At 65.6% G+C, this 13,733-nt stretch carries 14 protein-coding genes; 10 read left to right on the forward strand and 4 right to left on the reverse strand.

The window, feature by feature from the left end:
- Nucleotides 1-28: 28 nt before the first annotated feature.
- From BMX29_RS04980 to coxB, 4 genes are all read right to left on the reverse strand, one after another.
- Nucleotides 29-613 (reverse strand): cytochrome c oxidase assembly protein, encoded by a 585-nt coding sequence (locus BMX29_RS04980; protein WP_244889148.1) that lies wholly within the window; start codon nt 611-613, stop codon nt 29-31.
- Complete coding sequence (locus BMX29_RS04985; RefSeq protein WP_043843719.1) at nt 610-984, reverse strand: hypothetical protein; 375 nt, start codon at nt 982-984, stop codon at nt 610-612. Before BMX29_RS04985 ends, BMX29_RS04980 begins: the two co-directional genes overlap by 4 nt.
- Entirely contained in the window at nt 981-3,488 is a 2,508-nt protein-coding gene (ctaD, locus tag BMX29_RS04990; RefSeq protein WP_240094114.1) for a cytochrome c oxidase subunit I, read from the reverse strand. The genes BMX29_RS04985 and ctaD overlap by 4 nt, the downstream gene beginning before the upstream one ends.
- Before the next feature lie 95 nt (nt 3,489-3,583).
- The gene (gene coxB / locus BMX29_RS04995; RefSeq protein ID WP_092810915.1) at nt 3,584-4,576 is read right to left on the reverse strand and encodes a cytochrome c oxidase subunit II; all 993 of its coding nucleotides are present in this window, start codon (nt 4,574-4,576) and stop codon (nt 3,584-3,586) included.
- Nucleotides 4,577-4,847: 271 nt separating this feature from the next.
- Between coxB and BMX29_RS05000 the strand changes: the two genes are divergently transcribed.
- The 10 genes from BMX29_RS05000 (at nt 4,848) to BMX29_RS05045 (ending at nt 13,571) form a co-directional block, all read left to right on the forward strand.
- Nucleotides 4,848-5,420 (forward strand): hypothetical protein, encoded by a 573-nt coding sequence (locus BMX29_RS05000; RefSeq protein WP_092810917.1) that lies wholly within the window; start codon nt 4,848-4,850, stop codon nt 5,418-5,420.
- 215 nt (nt 5,421-5,635) lie between these two features.
- The gene (locus BMX29_RS05005) at nt 5,636-8,005 is read left to right on the forward strand and encodes a methyl-accepting chemotaxis protein (RefSeq protein WP_175471132.1); all 2,370 of its coding nucleotides are present in this window, start codon (nt 5,636-5,638) and stop codon (nt 8,003-8,005) included.
- A 49-nt stretch (nt 8,006-8,054) separates the two neighbouring features.
- The gene (locus tag BMX29_RS05010) at nt 8,055-8,603 is read left to right on the forward strand and encodes a chemotaxis protein CheD (protein ID WP_217644375.1); all 549 of its coding nucleotides are present in this window, start codon (nt 8,055-8,057) and stop codon (nt 8,601-8,603) included.
- A gap of 10 nt (nt 8,604-8,613) precedes the next feature.
- Complete coding sequence (locus tag BMX29_RS05015; protein WP_092810921.1) at nt 8,614-8,889, forward strand: anti-sigma factor antagonist; 276 nt, start codon at nt 8,614-8,616, stop codon at nt 8,887-8,889.
- Nucleotides 8,886-9,254, forward strand: coding sequence for a response regulator (locus tag BMX29_RS05020; protein ID WP_092810923.1), 369 nt, complete (start codon nt 8,886-8,888; stop codon nt 9,252-9,254). Before BMX29_RS05015 ends, BMX29_RS05020 begins: the two co-directional genes overlap by 4 nt.
- 7 nt (nt 9,255-9,261) lie before the next feature.
- Nucleotides 9,262-11,454, forward strand: coding sequence for a chemotaxis protein CheA (locus BMX29_RS05025; RefSeq protein ID WP_092810925.1), 2,193 nt, complete (start codon nt 9,262-9,264; stop codon nt 11,452-11,454).
- A 1-nt stretch (nt 11,455) separates the two neighbouring features.
- Nucleotides 11,456-11,926: a chemotaxis protein CheW gene (locus BMX29_RS05030; RefSeq protein ID WP_043843728.1), complete on the forward strand. Its 471-nt coding sequence runs from the start codon at nt 11,456-11,458 to the stop codon at nt 11,924-11,926.
- Nucleotides 11,923-12,816, forward strand: coding sequence for a CheR family methyltransferase (locus BMX29_RS05035; protein ID WP_092810927.1), 894 nt, complete (start codon nt 11,923-11,925; stop codon nt 12,814-12,816). The genes BMX29_RS05030 and BMX29_RS05035 overlap by 4 nt, the downstream gene beginning before the upstream one ends.
- A 6-nt stretch (nt 12,817-12,822) precedes the next feature.
- The gene (locus tag BMX29_RS05040) at nt 12,823-13,209 is read left to right on the forward strand and encodes a response regulator (RefSeq protein ID WP_043843729.1); all 387 of its coding nucleotides are present in this window, start codon (nt 12,823-12,825) and stop codon (nt 13,207-13,209) included.
- On the forward strand, nt 13,206-13,571 hold the full coding sequence (locus tag BMX29_RS05045) for a hypothetical protein (RefSeq protein WP_092810929.1): 366 nt from the start codon (nt 13,206-13,208) through the stop codon (nt 13,569-13,571). Before BMX29_RS05040 ends, BMX29_RS05045 begins: the two co-directional genes overlap by 4 nt.
- Nucleotides 13,572-13,733 lie beyond the last annotated feature (162 nt).

Below are 13,733 nucleotides of genomic sequence, written 5' to 3' on the forward strand. Positions count from 1 at the left end.
TTGGGGCAGGCGGGGAGACGGGGCGCGCTCATGCCGCGCCCTCCGCGGGATCGGGGCCGAGGGCGCGTACGGTCAGCCACAGCCCGCACAGAAGGTAGATCGGCGTGCCGATGCCCAGCATCAGCAAACCGCCAAGCCGCTGGCCGTCGAGGGCGCCGCAGAGCGCGCAGGTCTCGGAATAGAGCGGTTGCGGCGCCAGCGTCAGCAGCGCGCCCAGCAGGGTCATGTGCATCGATGTGAGCAGCAGGCCGAGGGCTCCGGTGAGCGGCTCTTCGGCGGACAGCGCGCTCCACCACACCAGCAGTCCGGCGCCGAGGAACGTCGCCTGCTCCAGCAGCTTCCACGGTCCACCGAGGCATGCGAGCCCGTGCGCGGCCGGGAGGTGCCAGCCCCAGACGACCACAGCCTCGAGCACCGCCGCCAGCATGATGCCCGGCGCGCGCCCGCGCGGCGCGGCGCCCAGCACCAGAAGCGGTGCGGCGATGGCGACCAGCGTCATGTGCTGGACCATGTGTTCGGGGAAGAAGCCCAGCCACGCGCGCCACGGCAGGAGATAGGCCCCCGCGATGGCCGCGACGCCGAGGCCGAGGGGCAGGGCGCGGATCGCGGTCACCCGCAGCTTCCCACGAATGCGGCCGGCAGCGCCACGTAGATCACGCCGATGACCGACACGACCGCGAGAAGGAAGCCCGCGTGCCCGAGGAACTCGCGCCGGTCTTCGATGGTGGGCCCGTCATGCTCGTAATCGTAGTCGTCGGTATAGTCCCATTGCCGCCAGGCCCGCCATGCGACGCCGAGGATCATGGCCAGGGCGACCGCTGTAACGATCAGGATCCACAGCCGCAGGTCGCCGGATGCGGCGGGCGCGCGTTCGCACCAGATCGCGGTCATCCCGTAGGTGACGCAGAAGTGGATCGCCCAGATCGTCGGAGCGAGGATCAGGTGCCACAGGCTGCGGCTGCGCTCGATGCCGAACACGCTCATGCCAGCACCCGCGGCAGCCAGCCGATCACGGCGCAGGCGATGATCGCCGAGGTCCCGTGGAAGTGCCAGAAGAGCGTGGTGTTCCACAGGTCGGCGTCATAGCGCGGCGTCAGCTTGCCGAAGATCGTGCCGGCGAGACAGTAGCACATCATGATGACCCCCGCCGCGGTGTGCACGCAGGTCCAGACCGCGACCGCCCACATCATCGCCGGGTAGGCGTGGCTGGTCGGGTCGAGCGCGATCAGCGACCAGCAGAGCGCAGCGCCAGCGCCAAGGGCGGCAAGCGGCGCGGCGACCAGAAGCGCGCGCCCGGTGGTCACGGCACCGGCCCGGTTCACGCCGCGCGCGGTGCGCACGAAAAGCCACGCCAATGCGTAGAGCACCGCTGCGCCCGCGATCCAGATCGGGTCGGCATGGGCGCTCCCTTCGGGCGGGAAGTCGGGACTGGAGGTCCAGTAGAAGAACACCCCGAAGATCAGCGACGCGAAGGCCGTGGCGTCGCCCAGCATGGAGATGAACACGCCCCACCACCCCGGCGCCTTGTTGCCCGAGACGTAGACCGGCAGCCGGAGACCGAGGCTCACGTCCTTCGATGGGGCCGCCGGCACCTGCGCGGTCGAGGTCCAGAGCCAGTAGATCACGCAGGCGATGGCGAAGGCGCCCGAGATGATTGCCGGCAGGTACCACGAGAACGTCGGGAAGATGAACGCGCCGCCGGTGAAGATCGCCGCGAAGATCGTGCACCATGCCGGGCCGGTCACGGCGGTCACGCTTTGCGGCCGCGCGTCCACCGCCGAGGTGATGATCGTCTCGCGCAGGCCCTCCTGCGCGTCGGGCAGGTAGTAGCGGCCCGCGTCGATGCGCTCGAGAATCTTGGGCTGCTGCCACAGCGGGTAACGCGTGGTGATGAACGGCACCGAACGAACGCCCCACTGTTCGTCGTTGGGGTCGTCGGCCCATTCCAGCGTGCCCGCCTTCCATGGGTTGCGCGGCGCGCGGGGCTGGTGGCTCTTGGGCCGCAGCAGGTCCCAGGCAAAGACCGCGACGCCCGCGGCGGTGACGAACGCGCCGACGGTCGAGATCATGTTGGGCAGGTCCCAGCCGATCCCGCCGGGATACGAGTAGACCCGCCGCGGCATCCCAGCGAGGCCGGTCCAGTGCATCGGCAGGAAGGTCAGGTTGAAGCCCGTGAAGATCAGCCAGAACGACCAGCGGCCGAGCCGCTCGGACATCATCTTCTTGGTGAAGAACGGGTAGTAGTAATAGACCCCGCCGATGATCGGAAAGATCATGCCGCCGAACAGCGTGTAGTGCAGGTGAGCGACGATGAAGTAGGTGTCGTGGACCTGCCAGTCGAACGGCGCGAGCGCGATCATCACGCCTGTCAGCCCGCCCGCGGTGAACACCGCCATGGCCCCCGCGATCCAAAGCATCGGCAGGATCATCTTGACCCGGCCCACCATAAGCGTGGCCACGAAGGCGAAGAGCTGGACGCCCGTTGGGATCACCACTGCCTCGGACGCGGCACTGAAGAAGCCGAGTGACAGCATCGGCAGCCCGGTGGTGAACATGTGGTGGACCCAGAGCCCGAAGCTCAGGAAGCCCACGCCCACCGCCGACAGCACGATCCAGTTGTAGCCCACGATGGGGCGCTGCGCCGCCGTCGGGATGATCATCGCCGCCAGCGCGATCGACGGCAGAAAGACGATGTAGACCTCGGGATGGCCGAAGATCCAGAACAGGTGCTGCCACAGAAGCGGGTCGCCGCCACGCTCCGGGTCGAAGAAGGGCCAGTCGAAGGATCGCTGCATCTCGAACAGGAAGTCGCCCGCGATCAGCGGCGGGAAGGCGAAGAGGATCATCACGCCCACGACCAGCACGTACCAGGCGTAGAGCGGCATCAGGTTCACGCGCATCCCCGGCGGGCGGCACTTCACCACGCCGACGATCAGCTCGACCGCCGCGGCGATCGAGGCCACCTCGATGAAGGAGAGGCCGAGAAGCCAGATGTCGGGGCCCACGCCTTCCTCGATGGTCGAGAGCGGCGGGTACATGAACCAGCCGGACGAGGGCGCGGCGTCGAACAGGACCGAGCTCATCACGAAGATGCCGCCGATCAGGAAGCACCAGTAGCCATAGGCCGACAGGCGCGGGAACGGCATGTCGCGCGCGCGCAGGATCTCGGGCAGAAGCAGGATCGACAGCGCTTCGAACATCGGCACGGCGAAAAGGAACATCATCGCCGAGCCGTGCATGGTGAAGAACTGGTTGAAGCGGTCGGCGCTCAGGAACTCGTTCTCGGGGACCGCGAGCTGGACGCGCATCAGCAACGCGAGGATGCCCGCGCAGAGCATGAACGAGAACGCGGTCAGGCAGTACCACTTGCCCACGAACTCGTTGTTCACCGCAGAGATCACCTTCCAGCCCTTCGGCGCGGCCCAGGCACGGCGAAGCCGGTCCTCCTGCGCCTTCGAGACCTCCGGATCGACGGGCTCGTTCAGCATGTCCTCGGTCGGAGGGTAGATGCCGTAGGGTCCGTGCTCGCCCTCGGCGCTGACGAAGGTTTCGTCCTCGATGCGGCCGCCGCCCCAGGTCGTGCTCATGTCAGGCCCTCCAGGTAGGCGGCGAGGTCGGACAGTTCGTCCTCGGTCAGGTGGTCGTAGGCGGGCATCTCGGCACCGGGCTTCACGGCCTTGGCGTCACGCACCCAGCGCACAAGCGCGTCCTGCGTCATGGGCAGCGTGCCGGCGGCGAGCGAGGTGCGCGCGCCCAGATGCGTGAGGTCGGGACCGACCTTGCCCGCGGCGGCGGTGCCACGGACGGCGTGGCAGGCACCGCAGCCTTCGGACAGGAACACCGCTTGTCCACGCTCGGCCGACTCGGAGGCAGGCGCGGCCGCCGGTTCGGCCTGCGCGTCAAGCCACGCGTCGTACTCGTCCTGCGGCAGGACGACGGTGTTGAACGCCATCCAGGCGTGGCTCTCGCCGCAGAACTCGGTGCACTGGCCACGATAGGTGCCGGGTTTCAGGGGCTCCAGCGACATCCGCGTCTCGCGGCCGGGGAACATGTCGGTCTTGCCGCCGAGCGCGGGCACCCAGAACGAGTGGATCACCTTGTCGGCGGTCAGCCCGATTTCGGAGCGGCTGTTCGCGGGAAGCACGATCTCGTTGGCGCTGACGATGGGGGCCTCGGCGCCTTCGGGCCAGTATTCCACCCGCCACCACCATTGCTCTCCGGTCACCTTCAGGCGTGTGCCGGTGCCTTCGGCGCGCATGTCCGGCATGGCGTTCAGTGCGACCGAGAGCAGCACGCCGATCACCACGGTGGGAAAGACGATGCCGCCGCCGATGATCAGCGCCTCGGCCTTGCGCGACGACATGTGCCCGACGTTGACCCGCCAGACGTAGACCATGAGCCCGTTCATGAAGAACCAGAGTACGACCGCGCCGGCCAGCATCACCCAGAACAAGTTGGAGAGGAACGCCGCGTCGGTGCCCGCGGGGGCGAGGATGGACTGTACGCCGGAACAGCCCGCGAGAAGGCCGGGAAGAAGGAGGGACGCACCGCGTCGCTGCCACGTTCGGCGGCGCAAACGAGCCGCCTGGGAAGGACGTGCCGTCACCGTGTAGATATCCCCGCTGTCCCTTGGACGCGGCTTTGGGCCGCATTTCTCGGCAGGGAACGCGGATCGGGGCGGGACGGTTCCCAAAGTAGGCGATATTTTTCAGCGGCCTGCGGCACGGGACGAGGTGGCAGGGACGCTCGCCGCGCGGAATTCGGTGCGGCTTTACCCGGAATTAATGGGCCGGACGGTAGGTCAGGCCATCGATGGCGTCCGCCGTCCGGGAAACGGAGATCCCCCAATGACCGCCAAACCTTTCCGCATCCTCGCGCTGGCCGCTTTCCTCGCACCGGTTGTGGCCCTCGCCGAAGGCGGCAACGCCGCGATGACGAGCTTCGTCACCAAGCACGCCCGCGCGTGGGCCGCCGATCCTGTCATCTCTCGCGCCCTCGCCACGGCGAACCGGCGCCACGCGGACCTGACCCAGGCCGAGATCGACGACCTCGACGCGGCGTGGCAGGCCGAAATCGGGGCGGCCGAGACGCCCGTCATCGACGCTGTGACCGAATCCGAGGCAAGCGCGATCCTGCGTGAGGCCGTGGCCGACGCGTCGGGCCGTATCACCGAAATCATCCTCATGGACACTCGCGGCCTCAACGTCGCGATCAGTTCCGTGACTTCCGATTACTGGCAGGGTGACGAGGCCAAATTCCTCAAAACGGTCCCTGCCGGCTCCGATGCCGTCCACCAAAGCGAGATCGAGTTCGACGAGTCCATGCAGATCTACCACGTGCAGGTCTCGGTTCCGGTCCTCGGCGCCGCCGGCGACCCGGTGGGCGCCGTGACCGTAGGTCTCGACGTCGACGCCTTCTGAACGGCTACGCCGCCCATTCCCGATCGCCAACAGGAACTCGACCCATGCGTGGTATCTCTGAATCGCTCTCCCTGCGGTCCGTCTTCGTGAAGATCGCGCTCATTTGCGCCGTCACCTGCCTCGTGGTCTCCGCCACGGTCGCCGTCGTGTTCTCGCGCGGTACGACCAAGGCGACCGAGATCACCATCGCCGAGGAATCCGCCAGCATCATCGAGTTGGTCGGCCACGCCGTCGCGGCCCCGGTACGCTTCGGCAACCCCGAGCACGTTCAATCCACGTTCGCCAAGCTCCTTGAGGGATTGGACGACACGATATCGGGCGTCGTCGCGCTCGACGCGGCCGGGGAGCGCCTCGGCAGCTGGGGGGGCGCGATACCGTCGGGTGCCGAGGCTCTGGCACAGGCGGCCATTGCGGACGGCAGCGTTGTTACGGACGAAGCGACCAACGCCTTGGCCGTTCCGCTTGTCCATGGCGGCGATGTGCCGATAGGCGCCGTTGTCGGAAGCTGGACGACGGCCGAGGCTCAGGCCGCCATCCGCTCTGTCCTGGTCGGCTCGTTCATTGCGGCCGGAGTCGTGCTGCTGCTCGCTGTCGCGATCGCCCTGGGCCTCTTCGAGCTGACGGTCGTCGGCCCCCTGCGCGCCGCTCGCGCCGCAATCGAACGTCTGTCGGCACGCGACTACGTCTCCGAGGTGCCCATGCAGGAACGCGGGGACGAACTCGGCTCCATCGCCCGTTCGCTGGAAGGACTGCGCGACGACCTGGTTCTGGCCGAGAATGTGCGCCAGGAGGCAGAGTTCCAGAGCGCTGCCTTCCGCAACACCTCGGCAGCCATCATGCTGCTCGACAAGGATTTCCGGATCCGCGACCTGAATAAACCGCTCGTGGATCTGCTGCGTGAGCAACAAAAGGCGCTGGCCGAAAGCGGCAAGCGTTTCGATCCGGACCGCCTGATCGGCCTTTCGGTTGAACATTTCCACGGAAATCACGGCCAGATCAGAAGCCGCATCGAAGCCCACGGGGACGGGCCAATGGACCTGCAGGTCGTGCTCGGCAATGCACGCGTCAATCTGCGCATCAACCGCGCGGAGGACGAGACAGGCACTGTCTTCGGCTACGTCTTCGAATGGATCGACGTGACGGAATTGTGGTTCAAGGCCGCGATGGCCGATGCAATCGACGCCTCGCAACTCACCTGCGAAGTGGCGCTCGACGGCAGCATCACCCGCGCCAACGCTCATTTTGCCACCTGCCTCGGTCGGGACGCGGGAACATTGCGGGGCATGCCGCTCGGCCCGCTCGTGGCCCGTGTGGGCGAGACCGGACGCTCCGTCGAGGCGATGATCGCCGAAGTCTGTGACGGCTCCGCGTTCTACGGAGAACTACACATGAAGGCTGCGGGCGGCACGGACGCGGTGGTCGAGGCCGGGGTGACCTGCATGCGGGACCGCGCCGGGGCACCGGTGCGAATCCTGTTGATCGGCAAGGACGTGACCGAGACCGCGCGTCGGACCGCCACGTCTGCCGAAGACCGCAAGCGCGTCCTGGCCGAGCAGGCCGAGGTCGTGGAAGGCTTGCGCACAGGCCTGCAGGCCCTGCGCTGTGGCGATCTGACCGTGCGCTTGCGGACGCCCTTCGCCACCTCTTTCGAGGACCTGCGCCAAGACTTCAACGCCACCGTCGAGAACTACGAGACCGCGCTCGTGGGTATTCTTGACAGCGCCTCCAATATCAGCAGCGAAACCGGCGATATCTCGACCACGGCCGACTCTCTCTCGCGCCGGACCGAAAGCACCGCCGCCACGCTGGAGCAGACAGCCGCCGCGCTCGATATGCTCACGAAGTCGGTCCGGGACACAGCCGATGGCGCCACGAGGGCCGACAAGGCCGTCAGCGCCGCGCGGGTGAACGCCGAAGAGAGCGGCGCGGTCGTTCTCGACACCGTCGCGGCGATGGACCAGATCGCGGCGTCGTCCGACGAGATCACCTCGATCATCAAGGTCATCGACGACATCGCCTTCCAGACCAATCTCCTGGCGCTGAACGCCGGGGTGGAAGCCGCCCGTGCGGGCGATGCGGGACGCGGCTTCGCTGTTGTGGCCTCCGAAGTGCGCGCGTTGGCGCAGAGGTCGTCCGACGCGGCGCGGGAGATCAAGGAACTGATCGCCGAGAGCGGCTCGCAGGTGCAGAAAGGCGTCGACCTGGTCGGGCGCACCGGCAAGGCGCTGCGCCAGATCGCGAACTCCGTCACCGAGATTTCCGGTCTTGTCTCCGAAATCGCCGGGTCCGCGCAGCAGCAGTCTCTCAATCTCGATGAGATCAACGGCTCCGTGACGCAGCTCGACCAGTCGACACAGCAGGTTGCGGCACGGCTCGAGGAGACGACGGCCGCCAGTGAGGCGCTGAAGAACAACGCGGTTTCGCTCGTTGAAACATTGTCCGAATTCCGCGTCGCGGGGTCGCGCGGCGAGATGCCGTCGCGGACGGTGCTTGCCGCGTCTGCGAACGCCAAGGTCGTGAATTCGGCGCCACGAGCAGCAAGTCTGCCGCCAGCGGCAAGCGCAGAGAAGTGGGCAGACTTCTGATCGCCCGATCCTTGCGATCCATTCCTTCGCGTCAGCCGGAGCCGCGCAGATGAGCGATCTGAACATGACCGATCCCGCAAGACCGCGCGTTTCCCGGCTGGTGGTGCAGGGCGAGTACGACGTCTCCGACGACCCGTGCATCGTGCTTACAACGCTTCTTGGCTCGTGTATCGCGACGTGCCTTTTCGATCCTGTCACGCGCGTCGGGGGCATGAACCATTTTCTCCTCGCAGCAGGCGAGGGCGAGAGCGCACGCAACGAGCGTTACGGCTCCTACGCAATGGAAGTGCTTATCAACGGTCTGCTGAAACTAGGCGCGCGAAAATCCCGTCTGGAGGCCAAGGTCTTCGGTGGTGCCATGATGGCCGGCCGGATGGGCAGGATCGGAGAAGAAAACTGCGCCTTCGCGCTGTCTTACTTTGCCACCGAAAAGATTCCCATTGCCGGCAGCTCGCTCGGTGGAACCCAGGCGCGGCGTATTCGCTACGTGCCGACCACCGGTCAAGCGCAGATGCTGCTCGTTCGCGAACACGTTCCGCCTGCACCAGCGCCCGCGCGCCCCGCCCGCCCGAACCAGGGCGAGGTCGATCTTTTCTAGGACCGTTCAGATGACCGCAAGACTTGCTCTACCCGAGAAACTCGACACTGGCGCCGCTCCCGGGCTTCAGGACCTTCTCCTTGCGAACGCGACCGAGGATCTCGTCCTCGACGGGCAAGGCGTGAAAAACCTAGGGGCTCTGTGTGCGCAAATCATCCTCGCATGCTGCCTCGATCGACGCCGCATCGGTTCGGCATTCAGCCTAGAGGCTTCTGAGGCCATGCGCGCCGATATTCACCTGCTGGGCCTTGCGCCCATGCTGATTTCGGAAGGGGACGACACATGAGCCTGAAGGTCCTCGCAATCGACGACTCTCGGACCATTCGAGAGATGTTGCGGATGTGCCTCGCCAAGGCCGGCTTCGATGTTCACACCGCCGAGGATGGGGTCGCTGGTCTTGAAACACTCAGGGACGTGGGGCCGGATGTCGTGATTACCGACATCAACATGCCGCGGCTCGATGGTTTCGGAGTGATCAGCGCGATCCGGGCCATGGAGGAATGGAGCGCCTTGCCGATCCTCGTATTGACCACCGAGAGCGCGCAGGACCTCAAGCAGCGCGCACGTGAAAGCGGCGCGACCGGTTGGATCGTGAAGCCGTTCGATGACGTCAAGCTGATCGCCGCAATCCGCCGCATCGCTGCCACGTGAGGGTGCCATGTCTTCGCTCGACGATATCAAACAGATGTTCTTCCTGGAATGCGATGAGCTGCTGGAGGCGCTCAATGACGGTCTGACGGACATCGAGGCGTCACTAACTTCCGGAGCACTCGATCCCGAGGTCATCAACGCCGTTTTTCGCAACGTGCATTCGATCAAGGGTGGCGCGGCGTCCTTCGGGCTGGATGCGCTGGTGCGCTTCTCTCATGCTTTCGAGACCGTGCTGGATCGCATGCGATCGGGGACACTGACGCCAGACGAAGCAAGCATCCGCGTGCTTCACCGTTGTGCCGATCACCTCTCCGACCTGGTGACGGCCGGGCGGGCCGATGAGTCTCCGGACATCGCTGCATCAGGTCCGCTTCTCGACCAGCTGGGAGTGTTGAACGACATAGGGGCGGTCCCCGTGGCGCCGGAGCCAGAGCCCGAGCCGGATCAGCAAAATGACGCAGCTCCGGAAGTGCCCGAGGACACAGGCTTGTCCTTTGCACCGTTGGCTCTCGGAATCGACCTCGCCGAACCACAGGATCAAGAGTCTGCCCGGCGGTTCGAGGTCGTGTTCACTCCAACGGAATCTCTGTTCGCCACGGGGCATGATCCGGTTCATCTTTTCCGAGAACTCGCCGCTCTTGGTGATCTCAGCATCAAGGCAGAGACCGACCTGCTGCCTTCCCTTGAGGATGTCACTCCAAACATACCCTATCTCAGGTGGCGCCTTGAGCTTGAGGGCGAAGCTTCCGAAGAAGATATCCGCGAGGTTTTCGAATTCGTCGACGGGCTGGCCGAACTCGACCTCGCTGCGTCAGTGGCGAACACTCCTCCCCAGCGCGAAAATTCATCGCCGATCTCACTGGGCTGCGACGGCGACGTGATTCCGATGCAGTCCGCGCCGGTGGATGGCGCCACGGACCCGAGTCCGGAGACTTCCGTACACGAGACGCCCGGCAAAGCATCGGATCAGCCTGTCGCTGCAACGAAGGCGCCGAAATCCACCGTGCGGGTCGATCTGGACCTCGTGGACTCGCTTATCAACATCGTGGGCGAGCTGGTCATCAACCAGTCCGTCCTGACCCAGAGCTTTTCGGAAGCGAATGTCGCCAATCGTGCCGACATCGGCAACTCGCTCGACGAATACAAAAGCCTCGCGCTGCAGATTCAGGACAGCGTCATGTCGTTGCGAGCTCAATCGGTCAAGCAGCTGTTTCAACGCATGGCGCGCATCGTTCGCGAAACCTCGGCGGTCGCCGGGAAGGCCGTGGTCTTTGAAACGGATGGCGAGGACACAGAGATCGACAAGACGGTGATCGAGCGCCTCATCGAGCCGTTGACGCATATCCTGCGCAACGCGATCGACCACGGACTCGAGACCGGCGAGGATCGTGAGAGGCTCGGGAAGCCCACCCGTGGCGTAGTTCGTCTTTCCGCCACGCACCGCTCGGGTCGGGTGCTGATCGAGGTGACGGATGACGGGGCCGGGATCAATCGGGCGCGGGTTTTCGACATCGCCGTGGGGAAGGGGATTGTAAACGCGAACGCGCAGCTCAGCGACGCGGAGGTTGATCGACTTCTGTTCATGCCGGGCTTCTCCACGAAGGAAGCCGTGACTGACCTCAGTGGCCGCGGCGTGGGGATGGACGTCGTGCGCAGTGCCATCCAGAAGTTGGGCGGTCGGATATCCATCAATTCTACGCCGGGCCGGGGCACCACGCTGTCGATCAGCCTGCCGCTTACCCTGGCTGTGCTGGACGGCATGGTGGTCGACGTGGCCGGTCAGACCATGGTGGTGCCGATCACCGCGGTTGTGGAGACGATCCGACCCACCCCCGAGGACCTGCATCACATCGGCGCGTCGACGCAGGTGATCAAGGTACGCGAAACGCTCGTTCCGATCGTCGATCTGGGTGTGGCGTTCGGATACCGCCGCGGTGCGGTGCCGTTCACCGACCTCGTGCTGCTCCTGATCGAAACGGAACAGGGCGAGCGCTGGGCGCTGGCGCTCGATCGGATCATCGACCAGCGGCAAGTGGTCATCAAGAGCCTTGAGGGCAATTACGGCCACGTCCCCGGCGTGGCCGCCGCGACCATACTGGGCGACGGAAAGATCGCCCTCATCATCGACCCGGAAGAAACCGCCCGCATGGCCGAACGCGATCCGGCCGGGCTTCTCGAACTCGCTGTCGCAGGAGAGTGACATGTCCGAACACGCTGATCCCAACGGCACGTCCAGCCGCGAACTCGTCTCCTTCGCCATCGGCGATCAGGATTTCTGTATGGATATCATGCTGGTGCGCGAAATCCGTGGGTGGACCAACGTCACCATGCTGCCGCACGCGCCGTCCTATATACTCGGCGTGATCAACCTGCGCGGCGCCGTGGTTCCTATCGTCGACCTGGCGTCGCGCCTGGGGCTGCCGCCGCTTGAGCCGACCTCCAGACATGTCATCATCATTGCGGTCCTCGGCGACCAGACGGTGGGATTCCTCGTCAGCGCGGTGTCCGACATCCTCGGCGCGCAACCCTCCGAGATCCAGCCGCCCCCACGTATCGCATCCGATCCGACAGCGGGCTTTATCGAGGGCGTAATCGCCAGCGACGAGCGGATGCTGCGGATCCTGAACCTCGCCTCCGTACTGCCGCGCATCCAGATGCCAGAGACCGCATGATGACCGGCACCGTCTCTGCCGCGCACTGGCCTCCCGGCACTGCGCCGGATCTCGAAAGCCGGGATTTCCGCGCCATCGCGGAGATGCTGCTGGCCGATACCGGGATTCGCCTGGGAGAAGAGAGCCGCAAGCTGGTGTTCTCGCGGCTGAACAAGCATGTGCGGCGTCTCGGGCTTGGCTCGTTCGGCGACTATGCCGACCTCGTGGCGCGACCCGATCAGGCAGTCGAGCGATACCGCATGGTTTGCGCCCTGACGACGCATACGACGCGGTTCTTCCGCGAGGGCGAGCATTTCGAAATCCTGCGCGACGTCCTCCTGCCGGCGCTGTCCGAGAAGGCCCGAGCGGGCGCGCGCGTGCGAATGTGGTCGGCGGGCTGTTCCACCGGGGAAGAGGCGTACTCCATCGCGGCAACCGTCCTTCAGGCCTTCCCGGAGGCTGTCCGCCACGACGTGCGGATCCTCGCCACGGATGTCAGCCGGGACGTGCTCGCCACGGCCGAGCAGGGCCGGTACCGCGCCAGTGCGATGGAGGGGCTTCCGCCGGGCATTGCGGGCATCCTGGCGGAACCGGAAGGCAGCACGGAGTGGGCCCGCATCCGAGAGCCGGTGCGCGACCTCGTGAGCTTCCGGTATCTCAATTTCATGGAGCCCTGGCCGGTTTCTGGCGCTTTCGACGCGATCTTCTGCCGCAACGTGGCGATCTACATGGCCGAGGACACGCAAGCCCGCATCTGGGCCGGGCTCGAATCCGTGCTGCGGCCCGACGGTGTGCTTTTCATAGGTCATTCCGAGCGCCTGGGCGCGGAATTCCGCGGGCGCCTCGAATTGTGCGGCAAGACGACTTTCTGCCGGCCCGATGACGGCCGCTTCTTCAAGACTGCAGGATGAATTGACATGGCACTCAAGGACTCTCTTTCGGTGATGGTGGTGGACGACATGAGCACTAGCCGCAGCCTGATCCTCATGGCCCTCGAACAGATCGGCATCCGCAAGATCGACTTCTGCAAGGATGGCCAGACCGCGTTGCAGAAGATCGCGGCGAGCCCGGTCCATCTGGTGATCTCGGACTACAACATGCCGGGGCTGAACGGGCTTCAGCTGCTCAAGGCCCTGCGTGAGAACAAGCTGACCAGCCGCATCGGCTTCATCCTCGTCAGCGGCAAGCTCGACAACGAGATTCTGACTACCGGGAAAAAGCTGGGTCTCAACAACTTCATTACAAAGCCGTTCGACACCCCTCAAATGAAGACATGCCTGCAGGCGGTGGTGGGGCCCCTTTGAACCAGCGCGACACGTCCGTGCCGCTCGACGTGCTGTTCGGGCGGCTCGCCGCCGAGATGCGTCAGCTTGAATGCGACGGGCTGCGGCTCGAGGGCTGGATCACGCATGCGCTCGAGGAGCGTGACGTGGTCACCCCGCAGGTGTCGGCCGCGCTCCAGAACCTCGACCGCCTTTTGCAGACGCTCGTCGAGCTGGGACTGCTCTTCGACGTGCTGGCGCGCGACATCGAGTCGCCTCCGATCCTCGATCTGCACGATGCGATGCGCGGGGTTCGGCTGCGCGACCTGACCGAGGCGCTGGTCGGGGCCGCACCGACGCGGACGGCCGAGCGGGATGGCTCGGGCGAGGTCGACCTGTTCTGAAAAGGCGGTTCGCCTTGCCGCTTTGAACGACACGACACAATGACTGAGCGGCGCACGAGGGTAGGGGCCTAATACGAAGAGGGCGCCTTTGTGTCCTCGGAGCGGCAGTTCGCGCGTCGAATCGGGATGCGTCCTTTCAATGTTTGGTGGCGGCCCCGCAAT

The organism is Roseivivax marinus, assembly GCF_900109705.1.
Classification (GTDB): domain Bacteria; phylum Pseudomonadota; class Alphaproteobacteria; order Rhodobacterales; family Rhodobacteraceae; genus Roseivivax; species Roseivivax marinus.